The sequence below is a fragment of the Gammaproteobacteria bacterium genome, assembly GCA_015709695.1.
In the GTDB taxonomy this organism is placed as follows: domain Bacteria; phylum Pseudomonadota; class Gammaproteobacteria; order Steroidobacterales.
Map to the genome: position 1 here is coordinate 2,679,884 of CP054183.1, position 24,704 is coordinate 2,704,587.

At 64.5% G+C, this 24,704-nt stretch carries 19 protein-coding genes; 13 read left to right on the forward strand and 6 right to left on the reverse strand.

From position 1 onward, the window contains the following. Nucleotides 1–15 precede the first annotated feature (15 nt). Nucleotides 16–576: a D-glycero-beta-D-manno-heptose 1,7-bisphosphate 7-phosphatase gene (gene gmhB, locus HRU81_12425; GenBank protein QOJ32853.1), complete on the forward strand. Its 561-nt coding sequence runs from the start codon at nt 16–18 to the stop codon at nt 574–576. A 26-nt stretch (nt 577–602) separates the two neighbouring features. Next, on the forward strand, nt 603–1,283 hold the full coding sequence (locus tag HRU81_12430) for a 1-acyl-sn-glycerol-3-phosphate acyltransferase (protein ID QOJ33402.1): 681 nt from the start codon (nt 603–605) through the stop codon (nt 1,281–1,283). Between the two features lie 9 nt (nt 1,284–1,292). Here HRU81_12430 and gyrB read toward each other — a convergent pair whose 3' ends face one another. The 4 genes from gyrB to dnaA form a co-directional block, all read right to left on the reverse strand. Continuing rightward, nucleotides 1,293–3,710 (reverse strand): DNA topoisomerase (ATP-hydrolyzing) subunit B, encoded by a 2,418-nt coding sequence (gyrB, locus tag HRU81_12435; GenBank protein QOJ32854.1) that lies wholly within the window; start codon nt 3,708–3,710, stop codon nt 1,293–1,295. 31 nt (nt 3,711–3,741) lie between these two features. Next, complete coding sequence (recF, locus tag HRU81_12440) at nt 3,742–4,806, reverse strand: DNA replication and repair protein RecF (protein QOJ32855.1); 1,065 nt, start codon at nt 4,804–4,806, stop codon at nt 3,742–3,744. A 28-nt stretch (nt 4,807–4,834) separates the two neighbouring features. After that, a complete protein-coding gene (gene dnaN / locus HRU81_12445; protein QOJ32856.1) occupies nt 4,835–5,935 on the reverse strand; it encodes a DNA polymerase III subunit beta in 1,101 nt (366 codons plus the stop codon). Nucleotides 5,936–6,185: 250 nt separating this feature from the next. Then, the gene (gene dnaA, locus HRU81_12450; protein QOJ33403.1) at nt 6,186–7,577 is read right to left on the reverse strand and encodes a chromosomal replication initiator protein DnaA; all 1,392 of its coding nucleotides are present in this window, start codon (nt 7,575–7,577) and stop codon (nt 6,186–6,188) included. A 120-nt stretch (nt 7,578–7,697) separates the two neighbouring features. On the opposite strand from dnaA, the gene rpmH reads away from it, so the two are divergent. From rpmH to HRU81_12475, 5 genes are all read left to right on the forward strand, one after another. After that, nucleotides 7,698–7,832: a 50S ribosomal protein L34 gene (rpmH, locus tag HRU81_12455; GenBank protein QOJ32857.1), complete on the forward strand. Its 135-nt coding sequence runs from the start codon at nt 7,698–7,700 to the stop codon at nt 7,830–7,832. Further along, complete coding sequence (gene rnpA / locus HRU81_12460; protein QOJ32858.1) at nt 7,833–8,228, forward strand: ribonuclease P protein component; 396 nt, start codon at nt 7,833–7,835, stop codon at nt 8,226–8,228. A 3-nt stretch (nt 8,229–8,231) separates the two neighbouring features. Continuing rightward, complete coding sequence (gene yidC, locus HRU81_12465; GenBank protein ID QOJ32859.1) at nt 8,232–9,887, forward strand: membrane protein insertase YidC; 1,656 nt, start codon at nt 8,232–8,234, stop codon at nt 9,885–9,887. 49 nt (nt 9,888–9,936) lie between these two features. Next, nucleotides 9,937–11,283, forward strand: a complete 1,347-nt coding sequence (gene mnmE / locus HRU81_12470; GenBank protein QOJ32860.1) for a tRNA uridine-5-carboxymethylaminomethyl(34) synthesis GTPase MnmE — start codon at nt 9,937–9,939, stop codon at nt 11,281–11,283. 188 nt (nt 11,284–11,471) lie between these two features. Continuing rightward, the gene (locus HRU81_12475) at nt 11,472–12,704 is read left to right on the forward strand and encodes a tyrosine-type recombinase/integrase (GenBank protein ID QOJ32861.1); all 1,233 of its coding nucleotides are present in this window, start codon (nt 11,472–11,474) and stop codon (nt 12,702–12,704) included. A 24-nt stretch (nt 12,705–12,728) separates the two neighbouring features. On the opposite strand, the gene HRU81_12480 is transcribed toward HRU81_12475, so the two are convergent. Continuing rightward, nucleotides 12,729–15,131 (reverse strand): DEAD/DEAH box helicase family protein, encoded by a 2,403-nt coding sequence (locus HRU81_12480; GenBank protein QOJ32862.1) that lies wholly within the window; start codon nt 15,129–15,131, stop codon nt 12,729–12,731. Further along, a complete protein-coding gene (locus HRU81_12485) occupies nt 15,128–16,291 on the reverse strand; it encodes a Fic family protein (protein QOJ32863.1) in 1,164 nt (387 codons plus the stop codon). The genes HRU81_12480 and HRU81_12485 overlap by 4 nt, the downstream gene beginning before the upstream one ends. A 149-nt stretch (nt 16,292–16,440) precedes the next feature. Between HRU81_12485 and HRU81_12490 the strand changes: the two genes are divergently transcribed. The 6 genes from HRU81_12490 to HRU81_12515 all read left to right on the forward strand — a co-directional run bounded on the left by HRU81_12490 (nt 16,441) and on the right by HRU81_12515 (nt 24,692). Continuing rightward, nucleotides 16,441–16,644, forward strand: coding sequence for a helix-turn-helix domain-containing protein (locus tag HRU81_12490; protein QOJ32864.1), 204 nt, complete (start codon nt 16,441–16,443; stop codon nt 16,642–16,644). Further along, the gene (locus HRU81_12495) at nt 16,634–18,625 is read left to right on the forward strand and encodes an SAM-dependent DNA methyltransferase (protein QOJ32865.1); all 1,992 of its coding nucleotides are present in this window, start codon (nt 16,634–16,636) and stop codon (nt 18,623–18,625) included. Before HRU81_12490 ends, HRU81_12495 begins: the two co-directional genes overlap by 11 nt. After that, on the forward strand, nt 18,622–19,863 hold the full coding sequence (locus HRU81_12500; protein ID QOJ32866.1) for a restriction endonuclease subunit S: 1,242 nt from the start codon (nt 18,622–18,624) through the stop codon (nt 19,861–19,863). The genes HRU81_12495 and HRU81_12500 overlap by 4 nt, the downstream gene beginning before the upstream one ends. Continuing rightward, nucleotides 19,860–21,011 (forward strand): ImmA/IrrE family metallo-endopeptidase, encoded by a 1,152-nt coding sequence (locus HRU81_12505; protein QOJ32867.1) that lies wholly within the window; start codon nt 19,860–19,862, stop codon nt 21,009–21,011. The genes HRU81_12500 and HRU81_12505 overlap by 4 nt, the downstream gene beginning before the upstream one ends. Then, nucleotides 21,008–21,538, forward strand: coding sequence for a DUF4411 family protein (locus HRU81_12510; protein QOJ32868.1), 531 nt, complete (start codon nt 21,008–21,010; stop codon nt 21,536–21,538). The genes HRU81_12505 and HRU81_12510 overlap by 4 nt, the downstream gene beginning before the upstream one ends. A 151-nt stretch (nt 21,539–21,689) precedes the next feature. After that, nucleotides 21,690–24,692 carry an RNA-directed DNA polymerase gene (locus HRU81_12515; GenBank protein QOJ32869.1) on the forward strand — a complete coding sequence of 1,001 codons (3,003 nt, stop codon included), beginning with the start codon at nt 21,690–21,692 and terminating at the stop codon, nt 24,690–24,692. Nucleotides 24,693–24,704 lie beyond the last annotated feature (12 nt).

The following is a 24,704-nucleotide window of genomic DNA, read 5'->3' on the forward strand; positions in this document are numbered from 1 at the left end:
GGTCCGCGCCGGCCCATGACCGCTAAGGCTTGCAGGCTGGTGGTGCTGGACCGTGATGGCGTGATCAACCGCGAATCGCCCGATTTCATCCGATCGCCGGCGGAATGGATACCGCTGCCGGGCGCCATGGATGCCATCGCGCGCCTGACGCGCAGCGGCTTTGCCGTGGTGGTCGCCAGCAACCAGTCCGGTGTCGGCCGGGGCTTGTTCACCGCGGAAACCCTGGTGGCGATCCATCGCAGGATGACCGGCTGCATCGAGGCGGCGGGTGGCCGGCTTGCCGGGATTTTCATCTGCCCGCATGCCCCGGATGCCGATTGCGACTGCCGCAAGCCGCGGCCTGGGCTGATGCGGCAGATCGAGGCCGCGTTCCATTGCCCGCTGGCAGGTCACCCTGTCATCGGTGATTCCGAGCGCGACCTGCTCGCCGCACTGGCCGTGGGTGCCCGAGCCATCCTCGTGCGTACCGGCAATGGCATGGAAACGGAGGCGCGACTCCTGGCCAGGGGTGCGAAGCTGGAGGTCTACGACGATCTTGCGGCAGCGGCCGGTGTGCTGTGCAGAGAGCTGCCGTGATCGCTTCGCTGGTCTTCACATCCCTCATGTTCCTGACCATTCCACCCTACGCGCTGGCCGCGATTCTGGTGCGACCGGCAGGGGTGGCGGCTTCGTACCGGGTGGCGGTCGCCTGGGCCCGCCTGACGACCCGCCTCTGCCGCCTGATCTGCAGGCTCGACTACCGCATCGAAGGCATGGAGAACGTGCCGTCAGTGCCTGGAGTGGCGCTGATGAAGCACTCATCGGCCTACGAGACCATCGCGCAGATGCTGCTGTTCCCGGCGCAGTGCTGGGTACTGAAGCGCGAGCTGATGTGGGCGCCGTTCTTCGGCTGGGCACTCGCCGCGCTCGACCCGATTGCCATCAACCGCAAGGCCCGCAGCGGTGCGGTGAACCAGGTCGTCGAGCAGGGCCGGCAGCAGCTGGCACGGGGCCGTTGGGTAATGGTCTTCCCGGAAGGGACACGCATGCCGCCGGGCGAGACGCGCCGCTACGGCATCAGCGGCACCTTGCTGGCGCAGCAGGCGGGTTGCGTGGTGGTGCCCGTGGCGCACAACGCCGGCGACTTCTGGCCACGGCGCGGCTTGCGCAAGCGGCCGGGGACAGTGATCTTCCGCATCGGCGCGCCGATGGATCCCGCCGGCCGGGATCCCCGCGAGTTCAATGACGACGTGCAGCGCTGGATCGAAGCGCAGGTTGCGGACCTGCGCCCCCCGCGCGGCTGACCGGGCGGTTCAGACGTCCAGGTTGGAGACGGTCAGGGCGTTGCGCTCGATGAAGTCGCGTCGCGGTTCGACCTGGTCACCCATCAGCGTGGTGAAGATCTCATCAGCCGAGACCGCGTCTTCGATGCGCACCTGCATGAGGCGTCGCGTCTGCGGATTGACCGTCGTTTCCCAGAGCTGCTCGGGATTCATTTCGCCCAGGCCCTTGTAGCGCTGGATGGTCTGGCCCCGGCGCGCCTCGCCCAGCAGCCAGTCCATGGCCTGGTGGAAGCCCGTCACCGGCTGGCGATCCTGCCCGCGGCTGACGTACGCGCCTTCGCCGATGAGCCCCACCAGGCTCTGGCCGAGGTCCACGAGCTGCGCGTACTCGGGTGACTCGAAAAAGCGGATGGAGATCTCGTGGATTTCCGCGAGGCTGTGCCGCTCGCGCTGGATGCGGATGCCGGCAAGACCGCCATCGGTTTCGATCGCGGACAGCCGGTAACTGGCGCCGTCGCCATTCAGTGACGCACGCAGCGCCTGCTCGAGATCGCCGATCCAGCCGGTCATCCAGGCTGCATCGGTGGCATGCTCGCGGTCGACAGCGGGCGCGTAGATCATCTGCTCGAGGACGTGCCGGTCGTAGCGACGGCCAAGGCGCTCGGTAACCGCCATCACCCGGACGAATTTCTCCGCCAGTGCTGCCAGCGCGGTACCCTGGATGGGCGGCGCATTGGCGCTGACATGAAGTGCTGCGCCTTCCAGTGCCACATTGACCAGATAGGCATTGAGCTCGGCGTCGTCCTTGACGTACTGCTCCTGCTTGCCGCGCTTGACCTTGTAGAGCGGAGGCTGGGCAATGTAGACGTGGCCGCGAGCGATCAGCTCGGGCATCTGCCGGTAGAAGAAGGTCAGCAGCAACGTGCGGATATGGGAGCCGTCGACGTCGGCGTCCGTCATGATGATGATCCGGTGATAGCGCAGCTTTTCTACGTCGAAGTCCTCGCGGCCGATGCCACAGCCCAGCGCGGTGATCAGGGTGCCGATCTCGTCGCTGGCGAGCATGCGGTCGAAGCGCGCCTTCTCCACGTTGAGGATCTTGCCCTTGAGCGGCAGCACGGCCTGGGTGCGCCGGTCGCGGCCCTGCTTGGCCGAGCCGCCCGCTGAATCGCCCTCGACGAGGAAGATCTCCGAGAGGGACGGATCCTTTTCCTGGCAGTCGGCGAGCTTGCCCGGCAGGCCGGCGATATCCAGGGCGCCCTTGCGGCGTGTGAGCTCGCGCGCCTTGCGGGCCGCCTCGCGGGCCCGTGCTGCTTCGACGATTTTCGCAACGATGATCTTCGCTTCGGGCGGATGCTCCAGCAGGAAGGCTTCCAGCCGCTCCGCCACGACGGATTCCACGATGCCCTTGACCTCGGAGGACACCAGCTTGTCCTTGGTCTGGGAAGAGAACTTCGGGTCGGGCAGCTTGACGGACAGGACCGCCGTGAGGCCCTCGCGGGCGTCGTCACCGGTGGTCGGCAGCTTGTCCCGCTTGCCGTTGAGCTCCCGCTCGATATAGCCGTTCAGGGTACGGGTGAGGGCGCTGCGGAAACCCACCAGGTGCGTGCCGCCATCCTTCTGCGGGATGTTGTTGGTGAAACAGAACATGTTTTCCTGATAGCCATCGTTCCACTGCATTGCAGCTTCGACGAGGATGCCGTCCTGTTCGCGGGAGATGAAGATAACTGTCGGCTGAATCGGGGTCTTGTTCCGATTCAGGTGCTCGACGAAGGCACGAATGCCGCCCTCGAACTGGAAGGTTTCCTGGCGGCCGTCGCGCTCGTCGCTGAGCTGGATGCGGATACCGGGGTTCAGGAACGAGAGCTCGCGCAGTCGCTTGGCCAGGATGTCGTAGTGGAACTCGACATTGCTGAAGATCTGGCCGCTGGGCTTGAAGCGGATGACCGTTCCGGTCTTCCGCGTGGTACCGGTTACCCTGAGGGGCGCTTCGGGATCGCCCATCCGGTAGCGCTGCTCGTGAATCTGGCCACCACGGAAAATGGTGAGGTCCAGCGTTTCCGACAGGGCATTGACCACCGAAACACCCACGCCATGCAAGCCGCCGGACACTTTGTACGAGTTCTGGTCGAACTTGCCGCCGGAGTGCAGGACGGTGAGGATCACCTCGGCCGCTGACACGCCCTCTTCCGGATGGATGTCCACCGGGATCCCGCGGCCGTCATCACCTACAGTCAGCGAGCCGTCCTGGTGAATGGCGATGGTGACTTCGGTGCAGAAGCCCGCAAGCGCTTCATCGATCGAATTGTCGACGACCTCGAACACCATGTGATGCAGGCCGGTACCGTCATCGGTGTCGCCGATGTACATGCCCGGCCGCTTTCGCACTGCATCAAGCCCACGTAAGACCTTGATTGTGCTTGAATCGTACTTGTCGCTTCCGGTCATCAACGGTGCTCGCTGTATAGAATTTCGTGAATTATAACAAAGCTTTAGCGTTACCGTGTTCCACGTGGAACAACTTTCCAGGCCGCGACAGCGGCAGTTCCCGGGGGTTGATGCAGGCCAGGAAAACCTGAGCCGGTGCAGCCTCGAGTGCCCGTATCAGCGCAGCGAGCCGCTCTCCGTCAAGGTCGGCTGCAGGTTCATCCACGACCAAAGCCGATTTCGCATTGCCGCTGCCGGCTGCCAGATCCGCCTGGGCCAGGACCAGGGAGGCACCCAGGAGCTTCTGCTGCCCCTTGGATGCCCGCCAGCGGGAACGCTCGGCATCGATCTCGAAGCGCAGGTCTGCCCTCTGGGGGCCGACTCGGGTGTACCCGGCCAGTCGGTCGGCTGCACGGCTGCCAGCCAGGGCCTCCGCCAGCGGCAGGCCATCAGTCCATCCCGGGCTGTAGTCCAGGGAAACCGCGGCGCCAAGCAGACGTTCCCCAATGTCCTGGAAACGGGGCGTCAATTCAGCGAGGTAGGCCTGGCGCGAGGCATCGACGGCCTCACCCGACGTGGCGAGCTCCACTTCCCAGGCGGCCAGCACGGCATCCGCGGCCTGATCACGAAGCGCCGCATTCCGCTGCGCCAGCGCTCTCCGGAACGATCTCCAGGAACGGAGAAAGTCATGTTTCACGTGGAACACGCCCCAGTCGAGGAGGCGGCGCCGGGCTTCCGGCGGGCCCTGGCCAAGACTACTGATGTCGGCATCGATTGCCTGCACGGCGAAGTGAGAGGCAAGGTCTGCGGGCCCGCAGCCGGCCTGCCCGCCGACGTGGATATCGAGTCCGCCGGCGGCAATGCGAACGCCCAGGAAGGTGCCTGCCGGCTGCGAATCGAGGTGGCCGCCGATCTCGGCGGCCGATTGCCCGGAGCGGACCAGCACGCGGTTGTCGGCCGCACGGAACGAACGGCCACGGCCCAGGAAATAGATGGCTTCGAGGAAGGAAGTCTTGCCGGCACCGTTGGCACCGGCAAGAACATTCAGGTCCGGGTCGAAGCTCAGGTCCGCGTCGCCGATACAGCGAAAGTCCCGGACCCGGATGTCAGCCAGCAAGGGCAGGGGAGTCGCCGGCGCCGCCCGCTTACAGCCGCATCGGCATCACGACGTACTTCGCGTGACTGCCCTTGCCACCACGGATGAGGCAACTGCTGTTTGCGTCGAGGAAATCGATCTCCACCGTATCCCCGTCGACCACCGCAAGCGCATCGAGGAGGTAGGTCACGTTGAAGCCGATTTCGATGGCGGCCCCGGAATATTGCACCTCGATCTCGTCCTGCGCCTCTTCCTGGTCCGGATTGTTGGCCTGCACCTTGAGCAGGTCCTTGCCCAGCTCGAGGCGCACGCCCCGATACTTTTCATTCGACAGGATCGCCGCACGCTGCAGGGCTCCCCGCAGAATCTCACGCTCAGCCGTCAGCGTGGCGGCGCCGCTGCTCGGGATGACCCGCTCGTAGTCCGGGAAACGTCCATCTATCAGCTTGGAGGTGAAGCGGATGCCCTCGAGATTGGCACGGATGTGATTGCTGCCGATGGTCAGATCGACCATCTCCCCGTCGCCAAGAAGCTTGTGCAACTCGATCACGCCCTTGCGAGGAACGATGACCTGACCAGCTGTAACATCTTGATTTTCAAGATTAATATCACAAAGTGCCAGGCGATGGCCATCGGTGGCTACGGCGCGCAGCCTCTTCTTCGAGCACTCCAGCATCAGGCCATTCAGGTAGTAGCGCACGTCCTGCTGTGCCATGGAGAACTGCGTCTTGTCGATCAGGCGCGCGACCTCCTTCTGGGGCAGCTTCAGGCGATTGCTGGCTTCGATGCCATCGACCAGGGGGAATTCCGCTGCCGGCAACGTCGACAACACGAATCGCGTTCTGCCGGCCTTGATGACCAGTCGATCGCCATCGAGCTGCAGGCCGACCTTCACGCCCTCCGGCAGCGCCCTGGCGATATCCAGCAGCTTGCGGCCGGGAACGGTGATCTCTCCGGGCACATCGATCCGCTCGGCCATCGCCACCGCGACCAGTTCGACCTCGAGATCCGTGGCGGTAGCCGTCAGCCTGTCGTCCTTGGCCACCAGCAGCACGTTGGCCAGGATCGGCATCGTCTGTTTGCGTTCAACGACACCGATGATGGATTGCAATGGCTTGAGGAGCGCATCCCGCGAGATCGACAACTTCATGGGGGACCCCGATTAAGATTGAATTCCTGAATATCTGAATCTATCGATTACTTCAATTATGCCCGACCGGCGTGTGCGGAAATCCTGAATTCCGCGCCGGTACACCCGCTTGCAACGAACCACGGCCTGTATAAGCAGCCGCGAATTCTGCTGGCGCGCTGTGCGTAAGCTGTTGGTCGAATCGCCGCAAAAAACCATCCACCACTGGTCCACAGCTTCAGCCCGTCTCATCGACAGGATTCAGGCAGTTTCAATTGGTCAGGGTACGCAGCAGGTTCTGGTAGTCCTCTCGTACCTTCGTGTCGGACTCGCGCAGCTCCTGGATCCGCCGGCAGGCATGCAGCACGGTGGTGTGGTCACGGCCACCGAAAGCGTCACCGATCTCCGGCAGGCTGTGGCGGGTCAGTTCCTTCGCCAGACTCATGGCAATCTGCCGTGGCCGCGCAACGGAGCGGCTGCGTCGCTGGGACAGCACGTCGGCCACGCGCATCTTGAAATACTCGGCCACCGTCTTCTGGATGTTCTCGATGGTCACCAGCCGCTCCTGCAGGGCCAGCAGGTCGCGCAGTGCCTCGCGGGCGAAATCCAGGTCGATCGGCCGCCCCGTGAAACTGGAGTTGGCGATCACCCGACGCAGCGCTCCTTCGAGCTCGCGGACGTTGGAGCGGATCCTCTGCGCCATGAAGAAGGCCACTTCCTCCGGCAGCTCGACGTCCTGCGCCGCGGCCTTGGTAATGAGGATGGCCGCGCTGGTTTCCATCTCCGGCGGCTCGATGGCCACCGTCAGGCCCCAGCCGAAGCGTGACTTCAGCCGCTCCTCCAGCCCGGAGACTTCCTTCGGATAGCGGTCGCAGGTCAGCACCATCTGCCGCTGGCCTTCCAGCAAGGCATTGAATGTATGGAAGAATTCTTCCTGGGAGTGGTCCTTACCGGCAAAGAACTGGATGTCGTCGATCAGCAGGGCGTCGAGCGAGCGGTAGGTCTTCTTGAACTCGCTGATGGTGTTATGCCGCAGCGCCGACACCATGTCCTGCACGAACTGCTCGGAGTGGACATAGGCCACGTTCGCCGAAGGTCGCTCGGCGACGATGGCATTGCCGATGCTCTGCATCAGGTGTGTCTTGCCAAGGCCGACACCCCCGTAGATGAACAGCGGGTTGTAGGCACTCCCGGGGTTGCGCGCCACCTGCATGGCCGCGGCGCGTGCCAGCTGGTTGCTCTTGCCCTCGACGAAGCGCTGGAAGGTGTAGGTGGGGTTGAGCTTGCCACCCAGCGGTGCGGGCTTCAGAGCTGCCGGCACCGCAGCCGGTGCCGTGACGCTGGCCTCCGGCGCCAGGCCGCGGCTGCCGACCTGCAGAATCACCGCGGCTGTTCCTGAAACCGCATCGCGGCCAACCACTTCCTGAATGCGCGCGAGACAGCGGTTGGTGACCCAATCGATGACGAAGCGGTTCGGCGCCAGCAAACGCAGCGTGCCGCCGTCCTCGACCGCCTGCAGCGGCCGGATCCAGGTATTGAATTCCGTTTCGGAAAGGTCCGCCTGCAGTTGCCGGAGGCAGCCGTTCCAGAGGGATGTCGCCACGCCTTGGCCCCTGGTGTGTCGTTCGTTGTGGTGCGGGAATGCGGGGGACGGGAAGTCTATCGCCGTGATCCGGGGTTATCCACAAGGCATTTCAGGATTGACAGCACCGGGACAGCTGCGTAACCTTTCGCGCTCTAAAGAACGGCCCATCGCTTTGTTTCCAGAAGGCTTTTACCCGCCATGAAGCGCACATACCAACCCAGCAAGCTGAAACGCAGCCGCACTCATGGCTTTCGGGCCCGCATGGCCACGCGCGGCGGCCGTCTGGTGCTCAAGCGGCGGCGTGCCAAGGGCCGTGTCCGCCTGATTCCCTGATTGCCCGGGCCGGCGGCAGACGCGCAGACAGGGCATCGGCCGCAGGGTTTTCCGATCCGCCTCCGGCTGACCCGCGCGGCGGATTTCGAGGCGGTTTTCAAGCAAGGACGGCGTTCAGCCGATCGACTGTTCACGGTGTTGTACCGCCCCTCCGGTTTCGAGCATTCCCGCCTGGGCATGACAACGTCCGCAAAACGCCTGCGTACCGCGGTGGCGCGCAACCGGGTCCGCCGCCAGGTCCGCGAGAGTTTTCGCCAGGGCGGGATCCGGGATCTCGGTCTCGACATCGTGGTGCTCGTCCGGGAGACGGCGGCCACCGCCACCAACGCCGATATCCGCTCGAGCCTCGCGGGCCACTGGCGCCGCCTGCAGCGCGATATGCTGCCGCAGTCCTGAGCCATGAGTGATTCCGTGATGGAGAACATGCGCCTCGCCCTCTGGGTGGGCGTGGTGCTGCTGATCTGGAGCTGCTACCAGGCCTGGCAGCTCGACTACGCACCCAAGGCGCCGGCCACGCCGGCGGCGACCGCCACACCGCAACCGGCGACTCCGGCGCTGCCCGCCGTCGCAGGGGCACCGGCCACCGCCGCCGGCGCGGCCGCGGCGCCCACCGCAGCGCCAGTCGCGCAGACCGGCGAGCTCATCCACGTGCGCACCGACGTGCTGGACCTCACCATCGACACCCTCGGTGGTGACATCCGCAGCGTTCGCCTGCCGGTCTACCCCGTGCACAAGGACCAGCCGGACGTGCCGGTGCAGCTGCTGAATCCGGCGCCCGACAACCTGTTTGCCTTCCACACCGGCCTGCGCTCCGCGGCAGGGCAGCCGGAAGCCGACCATCTCGCGCTGATGCATGCCGACCAGTCGGAGTACCGGCTGGCCGACGGCAGCGACGAGCTCGCGGTAACCCTGACCTGGGAGGCGCCGGGCAGGGCCAGCGTGGCGAAGACCTACCGCTTCCGGCGCGGCAGCTATGCCATCGGCCTGGAGTATGCGGTGCACAACCTCGGCACCGAGCCCTACAGCGTGGCGAGCTACCTGGAGATCCAGCGGCTGAATAATCCGCCGGAGCGCTCGTACTTCAACGTCGACTCCTATTCGTTCACCGGCCCGGTGGCCTACGACGGCAAGAAGTACACCAAGCTCGATGTCGCAGAGATGGCAGCGGAGCCGTTCCACCAGCAGCTCGCCAGGGGCTGGATCGCGGCCATCCAGCACCATTTCCTCGCGGCTGCCGTGCCGCCGGCGGACCAGCAATACGCCTATGAGGGCCGGGTCGCCAACAACGTCTACACCCTCAGCGCCGTCGGCCCGGCGACCGTGGTGGCCCCGGGTGGCGAGGCGGAACTCCACGCGCAGCTGTTCGTCGGCCCGAAGCTGCAGGCACAGCTGGCGCAGGTCGCCGATGGCCTGAAGCTGACGGTGGACTACGGGCGACTGACGCTCCTGGCGCAACCGCTGTTCTGGCTGCTGGAGCAGATCCACAAGGTGGTGGGCAACTGGGGCTGGTCGATCATCCTGGCGACGCTGCTGATCAAGCTCGCCTTCTACAAGCTCACCGAGACCAGCGGCCGTTCCATGGCGCGCATGCGGCAGATGCAGCCGCGCATGCAGGCCATCCAGGAGCGCTACAAGGACGACCGGCAGAAACTCAGCGAAGCCCTCATGGATCTCTACAAGCGGGAGAAGGTCAATCCCGCCGCCGGCTGCCTGCCGATGCTGATCCAGATCCCGTTCTTCATCGCCTACTACTGGGTGCTGCTGGAGAGCGTGGAAATGCGCCAGGCGCCCTTCATGCTCTGGATCACCGACCTCTCCACCCGCGACCCGTACTTCATCCTGCCGCTGCTGATGGCCGGGGCCATGTACCTGCAGGGACAGCTCAACCCCGCGCCGCCGGATCCCGTGCAGGCCAAGGTCATGAAGTGGATGCCGGTGATGTTCGCCGGCATGTTCGCCTTCTTCCCGGCGGGCCTGGTGCTGTACTGGCTGACCAACTCCTTGCTGTCGATCCTGCAGCAGTGGCGCATCAACAAGGTCATCGCCGGCGACTGAGCCGCGGCCCGCCTGTCCCCGGAGCCCGCGCCGCATCCGGCGCGCCCGCATGAGCCCGACCGACACCATCGTCGCCCGCGCCACGCCGCCCGGCCGTGGCGGCATCGCGGTGATCCGCGTCTCGGGCCCGGCCGTGCCGCAGCTGGCGCAGCAGCTGCTCGGTGCGCTGCCGCAGCCCCGCCACGCCACCCTGGCCGGCTTCCGTGATGCCGGCGGCGAGGCGCTCGATCTCGGCCTGGCGCTGTACTTCCCCGCGCCGCATTCCTTCACGGGCGAGGACGTGCTCGAGCTGCACGCCCACGGTGGCCACGTGCTCGCCGAGTTGCTGGTGGAGCGGGTGATGGCGCTCGGCGCGCGTCCCGCCCGCCCCGGGGAGTTCACCGAGCGCGCCTTCCTCAACGACAAGCTCGACCTCACCCAGGCCGAGGCCATCGCCGATCTCATCGACGCCGACTCGCAGGCCGCCGCCCGCGCCGCCCAGCGCTCGCTGCGCGGGGATTTCTCCGCCGCGGTGCTCGCGCTCACCGAGGAGGTCACCGCGCTGCGCACCTGGGTGGAAGCGGCGATCGATTTCCCCGACGAGGACATCGACTTCCTCGGCGCCGAGGAGCTCGCCGCGAGGGTGGCGGGCGTGGCCGCCTCCTTCCGCCGCCTCGAGGAAGCCACCCGCCAGGGCTGCCTGCTGCGCGAGGGGCTGCGCGTGGTCATCGCCGGGCGGCCCAACGCCGGCAAATCGAGCCTGCTCAACGCGCTCGCCGGCTACGCCGCCGCCATCGTCACCCCCGTGGCTGGCACCACCCGCGACGTCATCCGCGAGCAGCTCGACATCGACGGCCTGCCCATCCACATCATCGACACCGCCGGCCTGCGCGAGGCGCAGGACCTCGTCGAAGCCGAGGGTGTCAGCCGCGCACAGGCCGAGCTTGCCCGCGCCGACCATGCGCTGGTGGTGATCGACGCCGCCGCCGATGACGAGGCGACGCTCGCTGGGCTCCTCGCCGAGTTGCCCGCAGGCCTCCCGCGCACCCTGGTGCGCAACAAGATCGACCTGACCGGCGAGCCCGCGGGCTCCGTGCCCGGCGAACCCGGCGCGCTGCGGGTGAGCGCCCTCACCGGCGCCGGCCTGCCCGAGCTGCGCCGGCGGCTGCGCGAAGTCGCCGGCTACCAGCCCGCGGGGGAGGGCAGCTTCACCGCCCGGCGCCGCCACCTCGAGAGCCTCCGCCAGGCCCGCGAGCACTTCGAGGCCGCCTGCCGGCAACTGCGCGAGCAGCAGGCCGGGGAACTCATGGCGGAGGAATTGCGCGAGGTACAGAACGCGCTTGGCGAGATCACCGGCGAGTTCAGCAGCGAGGATCTGCTGGGGCGGATCTTCGGGGCGTTCTGCATCGGAAAATAGCGAAGCGTCCGGAGACATCCGCAGTCGTCCAGCGGCATCGCATTTCATGCGGGATTTCTCGGTCATTTCGTCCACTGCCGTCGATTGCCCTCCGGGGGCAGCCTTGCTAGTGTGCCCCCATAGGTGCCCCCATGCGGAGGGTGTGCAGAACCCCGTGGGGCACCGCCCGATTTTCCATGGGGGCACGCATGGCGCTCACCGACACCAAACTGCAGCGATTGCAGCCCCGCGAGCGGCCCTATCAGTCCGCCGATGGCGGCGGGCTGTACGTCGAGGTGCAGCCTACCGGCAAGAAAGTCTGGCGCATGCAGTACCGGCTCGGCGGGCGCGACTCGCGCAAGGAGCGCGTGACGCTGGGCGAGTATCCCGCGCACACCATCGCTCAGGCCCGCCTGTGGCGCGAGCAGTGCCGGGCGATGATCGCCCACGGCCGGTCACCAGCCTCGGCCAAGCAGGCCGAGAAGGATGCGCGCGCCGCGCGCGCCACCGATTCCGTCGCCGCGTTCGCCGACCTCTGGTACGCCGACATCGTCAGCCGCACCAATAGCGAGCCGCGCAACATCCGGCGCGTGCTCGACAAGGACGTGCTGCCCGCCATCGGCGAGAAGCCCGTGGCCGACGTCACAATCCAGGACATCCTCGCGATCACGGACGCCGTGAAGGCTCGCGGCGCCGACCAGATGGCGCTGCAGACCCGCAACGTCATCAAGCGGCTGTTCGCCTACGCCATCGCGCGCGGCAAGACCCGCTTCAACCCGGCCGCCGCCATCGAGGCGCGCTTCATCGCGACGGCCCGTAGTCGCGACGTGGCACTGACACAGACGGAAATCGGCCAGCTACTGCGCGGTATCTACCAATCGTCCATTCGCCGCCAGCACAAGCTGGCCCTGCACCTGTTGGTCCTGTGTATGGTCCGCAAGGGCGAACTGATCGGTGCGCGTTGGGAAGAAATCGACTTCGACAAGGCGGAGTGGCTGATTCCGGCCGAGCGCATGAAGAAGGACAAGCCGCACCTGGTGCCGCTGTCGAAGCAGGCGATCGCGATGTTCGAGGAATTGAAGGGCCTCTCCAGCAAGTCCCAATGGGTGCTGCCAAGCCGGAATACCCTAAAGGAGCCGATCGCCCACAGCACCCTGAATCAGGCCATCCGTTCGCTGGACCTCGGCATCCGTGATTTCGTCATCCACGATTTCCGCCGCACTGCCTCGACGCAGCTTCACGAGGCCGGCTTCAACTCCGACTGGATAGAAAAGGCGCTTGCCCACGAGCAGAAGGGCGTCCGCGGCGTCTACAACAAAGCCGAATACCTGAACCAGCGCCGGGAGATGCTCCAGTGGTGGGCGGACCTAGTAGATGCCCAGATCGAGGAGGGGCGGAAGGTCGTCATCGGGCGGTTCGGGAAGGCGTTTCAGGCGGCGTGAACCGTTGGTCTGCGGCGCCGCCTTCTATCCTATTCCGCCAAGCTCCAATGCCTCGGTGTGTTCGCCGTCGACGAGCTTGTCGGCTGCCGCGACTCGGTAGCCCATCGCCCGATACCCGCGCTGGCGCTTGTCCCACATTCGCAGCAGCGCGGGGTGGCCGGCATCGACGAAGTCAATGATTCGCACGTCGCTCTTTGCAGCGTGTTGTCGGTGCAGTCGGCCGGCGTATTGCTGCAGCGTGCCTCGCCATGAAACCGGCATCGCCAACACCATCGTGTCGAGCGCCGGGTGGTCGAAACCTTCGCCGATCAACTTGCCGGTGGCCACCAAGACGCGCGGCGCGTTTTCTGGCAACGCGGCCAGGCACTCGATCACTGCGACCCTCTGCTTTTTCGACAGCCGTCCATGCAGCACGAACCGCACGGTTACCCGATCACTCAACGCACCGGCGATCGCCGTGACGTGTTCGGTGCGCTCGGTCAGCACCAACACCTTCCGGCCGAGCTGATAGGCGGTGGCGACTTCCCGCGCGATCGCACGAGTTCGCGACGCATCGCCCGCCAGCTGGCGGAACACATCCTGGATACCGGCGTCTGCCGGCACATCGATACGTCCTTCGCGGAGGTGGGGGATAACGGCAAGATCGTGGGGCGCATCGGCTGAAGGGTCCGCCTTGTAGCGGATCGGCCCGCACTGCATGAAGATGATCGGCTGCTGGCCGTCCCTCCGAATCGGCGTGGCCGTCAGGCCCAACACGAACTTCGCCTTCGCACGCTTGAGAATGGCATCGAAAGAGACGGCCCCCACATGATGGCATTCATCAACGATCACCTGCCCGTAGCGCTCCACCAGCGCGCTCACTTCACCCTTTCTCGACAGCGACTGCATCACGGCGATATCGATCTTGCCGGTGGGCTTGGACTTTCCTCCGCCGATGAAGCCGACGACGTCCTTGCCGACGCCTAGGAACGACTGCAGGCGCTCCTGCCACTGCTTCAGCAGTTCGGTGCGATGGACGAGAACCAGCGTGTTCACGCGTCGCTGCGCGATCACGGCAGCCGCCAGGACCGTCTTGCCGAAGGCGGTAGGCGCACAAAGCACGCCCGTTTCATGAATGAGCATGGCAGCAACAGCCGTTTCCTGGTCGCGCCTCAGCGAGCCGACGAACTCGACATCGATCGCGTCACCGGAAAGCCGCTCGTCGCGAATCTCGCACCGAATGCCATTCACGCGCAGCAGTTCCACGACTGCATCCAGGCAGCCCCTTGGCAACGCAATGTGCCTGGGGAAGTTCTCGGCGCAGCCGATCACGCGCGGCTTGTCCCACACCGACATTCGCATCGCCTGAGCGCGGTAGAACTCGGGGTTCTGGAAGGCCGCAAGCCGGATCAATCGATTCGCGAGTGATTGTGGGACCTCCGCCTTGTCGAAATAGATCAGGTTCGCGAGCGTCAGGGTCAATGCCTTCGGCATGTCTCCCGAAAGCCTGATGCCGTGGTCCGGCGCCCGCTTCCACGGCGTTGCCAGATCCTCGTCATCGATGAAGGTGACATCCAGCGGATGGACGCCACCGGTCGCGCGCAGGATCGTGGGCTCGATATCGAGCAGCGCCATGCGCCGTACTGAAGCAAGAAAAGCCCATTGGTCCACGTGCGGCTGTAGTGCGGCGTCCACGAATACGCTGAGCCCGCTTTCGCGAGGAGTCTTCTGCAGCGGCAAGGCAATCAGATTGCCGAAGCCGCCCTTTGGCATCGTGTCCTGGTTCGGAAACAACCGGTCGTACGAGGCCAACCGCAACTGTCGGGTACGTGCGCAGGTATGCGTGATGATCGCGGTTGCCAGCCGGCGCGCGTCCCGGGCCGGCACCGACATCGAGAAGAAGATCCAGGCGTGCGCGCCTTTGCCGGAACGCGAGATCTCGAGCGCAACTGGCACACCCAGCCCTTCGCACGATTGGGCGAAGGCCTTCGCGTCATCACGCCAATCTGATTCGTCGAAGTCGACGGCGATGAAGTGGCAGGTATCGTCGGAGAGCAGCGGGTAGATGCCGATCGTGTGCTTGCCGGCGAGGTGACCGAATATCACGTCATCGGAAACCGGAAGCAGCAGTCGGTGGGCGCAGTCACCGCACCTGATGCGCGGCTTCTCGCAGACGCCGGGGCGCCACTCATTGCCGCAGGCGGGAGCGTAGCCGGCCTTGCCCGACGACTTGCTCTCCCATCGGACGGGGTACACGTCCACGCGGCCACGAAACAGTTTCCGGAACAACGCCACCTTCTGTTCCGGGGAGAGCGTGCTGGATTCCGGTTCACGGACGGCCAATGGTGCCGCAGCCGATGGCCGCCATTGAATCCCGTGGGCATCGAGCAGCGCAGTGAGACGCGCGTTCTCAGCCTGCAGCGCCGCGAGCCGCTGCTGCTCGTTCACGGCGTCTCCATCTCCGCCGCCAATTCCTTCACGTATTCGCGGTAGCTGAACACCCGTCCCCGCTGCCGGCTCGTGAGTTCACCCACGACCGCGATGCGCTCCAGATGCGCCAGCGACTTGTTGACCGTCGCCGCCGTGAGTCCGGTGGCCTTCACCAGCGATGTTGCCGTCGCGATCGGCTGCCGCTGCAGCGCCTGATGCACGGCGAGCGCGGAGGGCGCCGCGCGCCCGAGACGGGCGATGCGGTCGCGGTCCGCATTCACCAGCGCCAGCAAGGTGTTCGCCGTCGCCACCGCCTGCGTCGCGCTGGCCTCGATGCCTTCGGCGAAGAAATCCAGCCAGCGTTCCCAATCGCCGCGCAGCCGCACTTCGTTCAGCAGCTCGTAGTAAAGCGCGCGGTGCTTCTTGAAGTACAGGCTGGGATAGAGCATAGGCTCGCGCAGCACGCCGTCGGCCACGAGCTGCAGCACGATCAGCAACCGACCGATGCGACCGTTGCCATCCAGAAACGGGTGGATGGTCTCGAACTGCACGTGCGCCAGCGCCGCCTTCAGCAGCGGCGGCACCGGCTCCGGTTCGTCGTTGAGGAACCGCTCCAGCGGCGCGAGGCATTTCGGCACCTCGTCGGCCGGCGGCGGAACGAACACCGCGTTGCGGGGCCGCGTGCCGCCGATCCACACCTGGCTGCGACGCAGCTCGCCCGGCGCCTTGGCCTTCCCGCCGGGATGCGAGAGCAGCACCCGATGCATGTCGCACACCAGCCGCGTACACACCGGCAGGCCGCCGCGCAGCCCTTCGAGGCCCTGCTCCAGCGCGGCGACGCAGCGGCTCACCTCGCGCGCATCCTCGACTGGCACGCCCGGCACCTCGTCGATCTCGTAGAGCAGCAGGTCCGCGAGCGAGGACTGGGTACCCTCGATCTGCGACGACAGCACCGCCTCCTTGCGCACGAAGCTGTAGAGCAGCAGCGCTGCATTCGGCAGCAGCGCGGTGACCGAGTCGAGCCGGCCCAGAGCCACCAACGCCGCGTCGAACCGATGGCGCAGCGCTGCCGACCAGACCAGCGGCGGTTCCGGCGGCAACGGCGCCGGGACGAAGGCCCGGAAGGCTTCGTCTGTGGTCGTCACCGTCTGGTAGTGGCCGGGTTGGGGTCGATGCATCGGGGTCGCCGAACCTAAAACAAGCACCGGTCTTATTTTAGGTTATGACGCAAAGCTAAATCTACAGTCTATGGCTTGGCCCACACTGCGCTGGAATCGTTTGGAATCTGATACCTTCAGCCTCCCAAGTCCAGCACAGCGAACCGCCCATGGCCGATGAGGTCCTGACCATCAAGGAAGCCGCCGCGCTCCTGAAGCTCGCCGAGAAGACCGTCTACACGATGGCCCAGGCGGGTGAGATCCCGGCTTTCAAGATCCGCGGCCAGTGGCGCATCACGCGCACCGAGTTCGATCGCTGGCTGGCGGCGCAGTCGCGCCAAGCAAAGGACGGTGGAGGCGCGCATGGCCGCTGACCACAACCAGTTCGCGAACCTGATCTGGCAGATCGCCGACCTGCTGCGCGGCCCCTACCTGCCTCCGCAGTACAAGCGCGTGATGCTGCCGCTGACGGTGCTGCGTCGCTTCGACTGTGTGCTGGAGCCGACGAAGGCCAAGGTGGTCGCCGAATACGAACGGGCCAGGGGCGGCAAGCTCTCTGGCGACGCGCTCGACACCAAGCTCAACAAGGTCGCAGGCCAGCGCTTCCACAATCATTCGCCGCTCGACTTCGCGAAGCTCAAAGGCGACCCGGACAACATCAACAAACACCTGGTCAGCTACATCAAGGGCTTCTCGGCCAACGTCCAGCGCATCTTCGACTACTTCGAGTTCGAATCCGAAATCGAGAAGATGCACGAGGCGAACATCCTCTACCTCGTCGTCTCGAAGATCGCCGACGTGGACCTGCACCCGTCGAACGTGCCCAACGAACAGATGGGGCTCATCTTCGAGAACCTCATCCGCCGCTTCAACGAGCTCGACAACACGACGGCCGGCGATCACTTCACGCCGCGTGAAGTCGTGCGGCTGATGGTCAACCTGCTCTTCATCCACGACGACAGGCTGCTGGCCACAGCGGGCACTGTGCGTAAGCTCCTCGACCCGGCCTGCGGCACCGGCGGCATGCTGGCCGAGGCGCAGCGCTACCTGCGCGAGCACAACACCGAAGCCAGGCTCTACGCCTACGGACAGGACTACAACAAGCCCGCCTTCGCCACGGCGGCGTCCGACATGCTCATGAAGGAAGTGAGCCACAACGGCGGCGGCGACAACATCCGCTACGGCGATATCTTCACCGAGGACCAGTTCCCGACCGAGACCTTCGACTACTTCCTGAGTAACCCGCCCTTCGGCGTCGACTGGAAGAAGCAGCAGGCGGTCATCGTCAAGGAACGCGACAAGCGCGGTTTCGACGGCCGCTTCGGCGCCGGCCTGCCGCGCGTGAACGATGGCGCCCTGCTGTTCCTGCAGCACATGTGGAGCAAGCGCGAGGACGTGAACCCGAAGGAGCGCAAGGAAGGCTCCCGGCTCGCGATCGTGTTCTCCGGCTCGCCAATGTTCACCGGCGGCGCGGGCTCGGGCGAGAGCGAGATCCGCAAGTGGCTGCTGGAGAACGATTGGCTCGAAGCCATCGTCGCCCTGCCGGAGGCCATGTTCTACAACACCGGCATCGGCACGTACGTATGGGTGGTGACCAACCGCAAGGAAAAGAGACGCAAGGGCAAGGTGCAGCTGCTGGACGCGCGCGATGTCTGGACGCCTGGAGGCAGTGAGGACAGCAAGCGCAGCCTCGGCGACAAGCGGCGACACATGACCGTTGCCCAGATCGATGAGCTGGTGCGCCTCTACGGCAAGTTCGAGGAGGGCGAGCGCTCGAAGATCTTCGACAACGCCGATTTCGGCTACACCCGCGTGACCGTAGAGCGACCGCTGCGCCTGCGCTACGAGATGACAACGGAGGACAAGGCTCGCTTCCTCGACGCCTGTCCGCATCTGCTCGATGACGTGCAGGCCATCGACAAGTCGCTCGGTCGTGAGCCTCGGCTGGACTGGCCGGCGGCTTGGGACGAGATCGAGGCGCTGCTGAAGAAGCGCGGCAGTCGCTGGAAGGCCACTGAGCAGAAGCTGTTCCGATCGGTCTTCACGCAGCGAGATGCGAAGGCCAAGCCCGTCCCGACGGGCGGCCGCGGTTCCGGCTTCGAGGTGGATGCGGACCTGCGAGACTTCGAGAACGTGCCGCTCAAGGAAGATGTGGAGGCGTACTTCAAGCGAGAAGTTGAGCCGCACGTCCCTGACGCATGGATAGACCGAAGCAAGGACAGGGTCGGCTACGAGATCAACTTCAATCGACACTTCTACGCGTTCACGCCGCCGAGGCCGCTCGCCGAAATCGACGCGGACTTAAAGAAAGCTGAGGAAGAAATCCTCCGGTTGTTGCGCGAGGTGACCGCGTGACCGCCAAGCGTACGTTCGAAACGCGGAGATTGAAGCACGTCGTTGAGCTTCAACGCATTCGCGCCGACGTCGTAGAAGGTCCCTATGTGGGACTAGAGAACATTGAATCGTGGACTGGGCGACTGAAGGCGACACCGGATACGGTACCGCCTTCTGAGGACCCGGTCGACGATAGCGTTGGTCAGTCACAGACAAACAGCTTTCAGTCCGGCGACATCCTGTTTGGAAAGCTGCGGCCGTATCTGGCAAAGGCATGGGTTGCGGACTTTGGAGGCCGATGCACTACGGAAGCGCTCGTCATGCGCGCAGAGCGTGTCGAGCCTCGCTACCTGCTCTATGTACTACTCCAACCTTCGTTCGTCGACGCGGTAGATTCGTCCACCTACGGGTCGAAGATGCCACGCGCTGAATGGGACTTCATCGGGACTGTTCCGGTCCCGGTGCCACCGCGGGCCGCACAGCGCGCAATCGTCGACTTCCTCGACGCGGAGGTCGGCGAGATTGATGCACTGGCCGCCGCCAAGCAGCGCGTGCTCGATCTGCTAGCCGAGAGGCGCAAGGCCATCATCGCCACGGCCGTCACGCGCGGACTCGACCCGAAGGTGACGCTGCACGACTCCGGTGTCCCGTGGTTGGGAGAGATCCCAGCGCATTGGGAGATCGAGCGCGCACGCTGGCTCTTCCGCGAGCGCGACGTGCGCTCTACGACCGGCGAAGAGGAGATGCTCACCGTCTCGCACCTCACGGGCGTCACGCCTCGGTCCGAGAAGGACGTCAACATGTTCGAGGCCGAAACGAACGAGGGCTACAAGCTCTGCGAGCCGGGGGACCTAGTTATCAACACGCTGTGGGCATGGATGGGTGCGATGGGCATCGCTCCTGTGAAGGGCATCGTCAGCCCTGCCTACAACATCTACAAGCCCGGCCCACGCCTCACCCCTTCCTATGTCGATGCGCTCGCTCGCCTCCCGGTGTTCGCCCAGGAGGTGACGCGCTACTCGAAGGGGGTCTGGTCCTCCCGTCTCCGCCTCTACCCTGAAGGCTTCTTCGAGGTGTACCTGCCGGTGCCGCCAAAAGCAGAGCAACAAGCTATCGCGAAGCACATCGCTCGCGAGTCTGAAAAGCTCGACGCCGTGCTGGTAGCGACGGAGCGAACTATTGGCCTCCTCAAGGAGCGCCGCTCTGCGCTCATTGCCGCCGCGGTGACGGGCCAGCTCGACGTGAGGGCGGCGGCGTGACCCGCGTGCAGGTCAGCCGGCAGCTTCTTCGGTGGGCCTGCGAACGCTCGCGAATCGACGAGTTCGAACTGGGCGTACGGTTCCCGCAGCTCGAAGACTGGGAGCGCGGTGAGAAGCAGCCGACGCTCAAGCAACTGGAGACGTTCGCCAAGGCGACACACACGCCAATCGGCTACTTCTTCCTGCCGGAGCCTCCGGTCGAGCGGCTACCTATTCAGGACTTCCGCACGGTTCGCTCGGGCTATTCACGGCCAAGCGCCGACCTTCTCGACACCATCTACGCGATGCAGCGTCGGCAGGACTGGCTGCGCGAAGAGCGACGAGAGGGTGACGGCGAACCGCTGGACTTCGTAGGCGGTGCTCGCCTTGCCGACGAGCCGGAAGCGGCTGGACGGGAAATGCGGCGGTTCATCGGTCTCGACGACGGTTGGGCGTCGGAAGTCCGAACTTGGACGGAGGCAGTGGGCGAACTGCGACGCCGCGTCGAGGCGCTCGGCGTCATCGCCGTCATCAATGGAGTGGTCGGCAACAATACTTCCCGCAAGCTTGACGTCAATGAGTTCCGCGGGTTTGCGCTCACCGATCCCTATGCCCCACTGATCTTCGTGAACGGAGCGGATGCAAAGTCGGCGCAGATGTTCACCTTGGCGCACGAACTGGCGCACGTCTGGTTAGGTCGCGAGGGCGAGGGGATCTCTGGCTTCGAGGGCATCTTCCCCGGCAATCAGCGTGTCGAGAAGTTCTGCGACCGCGCAGCCGCCGAATTTCTCGTGCCCGCTGCCGAGCTCAAGCGCGCGTGGCCGGCGGTGAAGCAGGAACGCGATGTGTTCGAGCGACTCGCGCGACAGTTCAAGGTCAGCCCCATCGTTGCCGGTCGCCGTGCCATGGATCTTCGCCTCATTGGGCGCGATGCATTCTTTAGGTTCTACACCGAATACACGCAGCGGGAGCGCGAGAGAACGAAGGCTTCGGGGGGCGGCGACTTCTACAACACGCAGAACACCCGTCTAGGCGCGACCTTCGCGCTCTCCGTGATGCGCGCAGCGCTGGAAGGCCGCCTGAGCTTCAAGGAGGCGTACGACCTGACCGGGCTGCGCGGTGGCGCTTTCCAGGAGTACGGACGCCGTCTTGGCGTCCCGCTGCCATGAAGAAGCCAGCGGTCTTCGTCCTCGATTCCGACGTCTTCATCGCAGCGAAGAACGCCTACTACGCCTTCGACATCTGTCCCGGCTTCTGGGACGCGATCATTCGGGCGCACGGCGAGGACCGCGCGCACAGTATCGACCGTATCAAGGCTGAACTGCTCGCGGGTCAGCCCAAGGAAGACCTCGTGCAATGGGTCAAGGGAAAGGTCCCGGCCGGCTTCTTCCACACCGCACAGTCAAAGGCTGTGCTCGACGCTTACGCTGAAATCGTGCTGTGGGTTCAGCGCAGCACCCAGTACCTAGATCGCGCCAAGGCGAAGTTCGCGACCGAGGCTGATGGCTGGCTCGTGGCCTACTCGATGGTTCACGGCACGACCGTTGTGACCAACGAGCAGCCAAGACCCGATTCGCGGAGCCGGGTGCTGCTGCCGGACGTGTGTGCGCAGTTCAAGGTGCCCTCAAGGGACACCTTCACGATGCTTAGGAGTCTGGCAGTGCAGCTCGTCCTTCCAGGGAACGGCGCCTCGTGACCCCGCAGTTCCCTTCAGGTGGCGGGCCAAACAGCTACCAGACCGAGGGTGGTCGTACGCACCGCGACTACTGGTTCGAGGCCGAAGGCGGCAAGTCGGAAGCTTGTAGGGGACCCTTGCGAATGCAAACGGAAGCGAGGAGCGCTTGCCGGTGGTGACGTTGTCCCGCCCGCCCACGATTGCTGAGTTGTACCTAGCCTTCCGGCAGGCAAAGACCGCTCTCTACTTCGAAAGGCGTGGGGTGGGACTCCTTGAGCTCGCGGCCTATGAACAGGATTTGCCGAAAAACCTAAAAGCGCTGCAGAGCAAGCTGGAGAAGAGCGCGTGGTTCGACAAACTACCCGTCGGTGAAACGTGGCTCGTTCCCAAGCGACTTCGCGTAGCCGACCAAGCGGGTGAAGGCGTTGTTCGCATCGGCCCGTCGCGCCGAAAAGATGGACGCCGCGCCATCGACGTCCAAATCAGGCTGACACCCCACCCGGAGTTTGCCGTTGCCGAGGTCCTGTACCTCTGGCGGTTTGGCGGGCTTCTTGATGCGTTGCTGTTGGATCAGGAGGTAGTTGGCTACAGACTTGACCTTCGAAATGGTGAGGTCGTGCCGCACAGACGCTGGCTATTCGAGTACTGGCCTACCCGATATCAGAAATTTCGAGCGGAGCCTCTAGAAGCTGCGAAAAGCGCTCTGGGTCGCGGGGAGGAGGCGCTGATCATTAATGGCGACCTCGCGAGCTTTTACGACACCGTAGAACCCTCGTTCATGCTCGGAGACCAGCTCCTCGCGGGATTGCTGGGCCTTGGCGCTCAAGACAGTGACATAAGGGAATACAGGCGCGCGACCGCATCGTTGCTAGCTGCGTACGGAAGATTTCGAGTCGAGGCAGGGCGTCGCGCAGCCACACCGATTGCAGTTGGTATACCGATCGGCGCATTGACTAGCCGGGTGGTCGCAAACCTATCTTTGGCGCCGCTGGATCGATTTGTCACGGCGCAATCCGGCGTCCTTTGCTATCGGAGATACGTCGACGACTTAGTGATCGTCGCAAAGGGTGGTGAGTTCGATACCGATAGCACCCGCCTGAAAACGATAAAGCGATTCCTCCCGCTACTTGATGGTGACGATGACGTCTTGCGGTTGGACGTCCACTTGCTGGGACGTGATGGCTCTGAGCTCCAATTGCAGAATGCAAAGGTCCGAGTCCACCACCTTGCTGGGGCGCCCGGCCTCGACTTCGTAGAAGCGGTTTCTTCGGATTTCGGCAAGGCCGTAAGTGAACGGCGAGCCTTTATCGACTCTGCGACGTTAGTGGGAGACGGTGTCACGCACCTCATACGGGCGGGCCAAGCCGAGGGATCACCTCTTCGAGTACTGCGAGATGCGGACCGCGCCAGACTTGAGCGCTTCGCGCTGTCGACGAGTTTGCACTCGCTCGAACGAGTATCTAGCCTCATTGGCCACGAAGAAGCTCAGGAGATCGTTCGGGGATGCCTTGAGCGCGTCGGTCGGGTACTCGACTCTGAGGACAACTGGGTTTCTGACTTTGATGTCTCGCTGCGGCTGCTCAAGCTGGCGATCAGCACCGGGGATTGGAAGTCCGCGACGGAACTGCGGGAGCGCATGGACCGCATATGGGGCACGGTAGATTCACTTCGCGCTGCTACCACGACACTCTACTATCGAGGGTGTGAACTCCCACCCGGAAGGATCGCGCCCTGGACCTGGCTACGGAACTATCTGCATGAACGCCGGCTAGAGGCCATTAGTTCATCCTTGCCGATAGGCATGAATGCCGCCCAGATTGAGAGCCGCATTCCCAAGGGCCTTGTAGTAAGGACAAGAAGAGTTGGAGCAACAGTACTGCGGCGGCGAGCTGAACAGCTCGCCGCTGCTGATCTGCGCTCGCGGGATCGCGAAGACGACGCTCAGCTTGATTTTCATTCGGTTGAGATAGATCGGAGCTGGCTGCGCAAGGAGTTAAGGGTTGATCTCGAGCTTTCGGCCCGCCTAGCGGTGATAGACCAGTTTCTTGAGCGTTGCGAAGAGCTAGGCGATCGCCCGTGGCTCATGCCTGCCGCCCGACTCTTCCTCTGCACGCGCCCTCCGTCGTACTTCGACATCGCGCGTCGATGGCTGTATCGCGTCGAGAAGGACGGCTTTGCGCCCGACGTGTTCACACACTTGCTCGAAGTCGTCAACGCAGTTCGTGGGACAGAGTACCGCGACCCTGTGGGCCAAGTGATTGATCGAAGCACCGTGTTCATCGATTCATTTCCGGCAGCGGAGCCGGACGTGGGTACCTCCTCTCCACCAGATCCACGCATCATCCTCGGCAATCTCCAGATCTCTGATCGGGCGTGGGCCGCTGCGGCAACTCGAATTGCAAGCCCGCCCTACAACGCCCCGATGCTGACGCGGGACCGGCTTCAGGGGATCGCGATTGTGCTCGACAAGGCGACCCGCGTTGCGCGCGGCCACGTCCCAGCAGTCTTGGTGCTTCCCGAACTTTCGTTGCCACGCCGGTGGCTTCGGGCCGTATCGAACCACGTTGTTCGACTTGGCAAGTTCGGCTTGATCGCCGGGCTTGAATACCTACACGACCCGAAGCAACCCCATGTGCACAATCAGGTAGTCGCAGTGCTACCTGGGCCGTTCTCGTCGGCAGCAACATGGCCCTGGACGAAACGCTTGCCGGCGCGAGAGGAGGCAATTCAGCTCGCAAAATTGAAACCACCCGTCTCGTTCTCACCCATACCGTCCACCAGCTTGCCGCGAACGGTCGTGAAATCGGCACTGGGTTCACTATCGGTGTTGATATGTAGCGAGCTACTCGAGGCGCGGCGCGTGGCGGATCTACTTGGGCGCATTAACGTGGTGCTTTGCCCGGCTTGGAACACCGACACGTCCTCGTACGACCACCTGATTCAGTCTGTCGGGTTCCAACTCCATTCCATCATTGCCATTGCAAACAACGGACACTACTCGGATTGCCGAGCGTGGGCGCCTCGCACAGAGCGGTGGGAGCGAGACCTATGCCGGCTGATCGAACGGGATGTGGACGACGTTGTCCACGTCGACATTCCGCTGGCGCAGCTCGTCGCTTTCCACAACGGCGTGCCTAACAAGAGATGGCGCCCTCTGCCACCGGACTGGCCATGACGCACGCCTGCG

Bases quoted from the DNA above. Each gene is read 5' to 3' on its own strand.
- gyrB (QOJ32854.1), bottom strand. From the start codon at position 3,710: ATGACCGGAAGCGACAAGTACGATTCAAGCACAATCAAGGTCTTACGT.
- dnaN (QOJ32856.1), bottom strand. From the start codon at position 5,935: ATGAAGTTGTCGATCTCGCGGGATGCGCTCCTCAAGCCATTGCAATCC.
- HRU81_12430 (QOJ33402.1), top strand. From the start codon at position 603: ATGTTCCTGACCATTCCACCCTACGCGCTGGCCGCGATTCTGGTGCGA.
- HRU81_12475 (QOJ32861.1), top strand. From the start codon at position 11,472: ATGGCGCTCACCGACACCAAACTGCAGCGATTGCAGCCCCGCGAGCGG.
- HRU81_12490 (QOJ32864.1), top strand. From the start codon at position 16,441: ATGGCCGATGAGGTCCTGACCATCAAGGAAGCCGCCGCGCTCCTGAAG.
- gmhB (QOJ32853.1), top strand. From the start codon at position 16: ATGACCGCTAAGGCTTGCAGGCTGGTGGTGCTGGACCGTGATGGCGTG.
- HRU81_12510 (QOJ32868.1), top strand. From the start codon at position 21,008: ATGAAGAAGCCAGCGGTCTTCGTCCTCGATTCCGACGTCTTCATCGCA.
- rpmH (QOJ32857.1), top strand. From the start codon at position 7,698: ATGAAGCGCACATACCAACCCAGCAAGCTGAAACGCAGCCGCACTCAT.
- HRU81_12495 (QOJ32865.1), top strand. From the start codon at position 16,634: ATGGCCGCTGACCACAACCAGTTCGCGAACCTGATCTGGCAGATCGCC.
- mnmE (QOJ32860.1), top strand. From the start codon at position 9,937: ATGAGCCCGACCGACACCATCGTCGCCCGCGCCACGCCGCCCGGCCGT.
- HRU81_12485 (QOJ32863.1), bottom strand. From the start codon at position 16,291: ATGCATCGACCCCAACCCGGCCACTACCAGACGGTGACGACCACAGAC.
- yidC (QOJ32859.1), top strand. From the start codon at position 8,232: ATGAGTGATTCCGTGATGGAGAACATGCGCCTCGCCCTCTGGGTGGGC.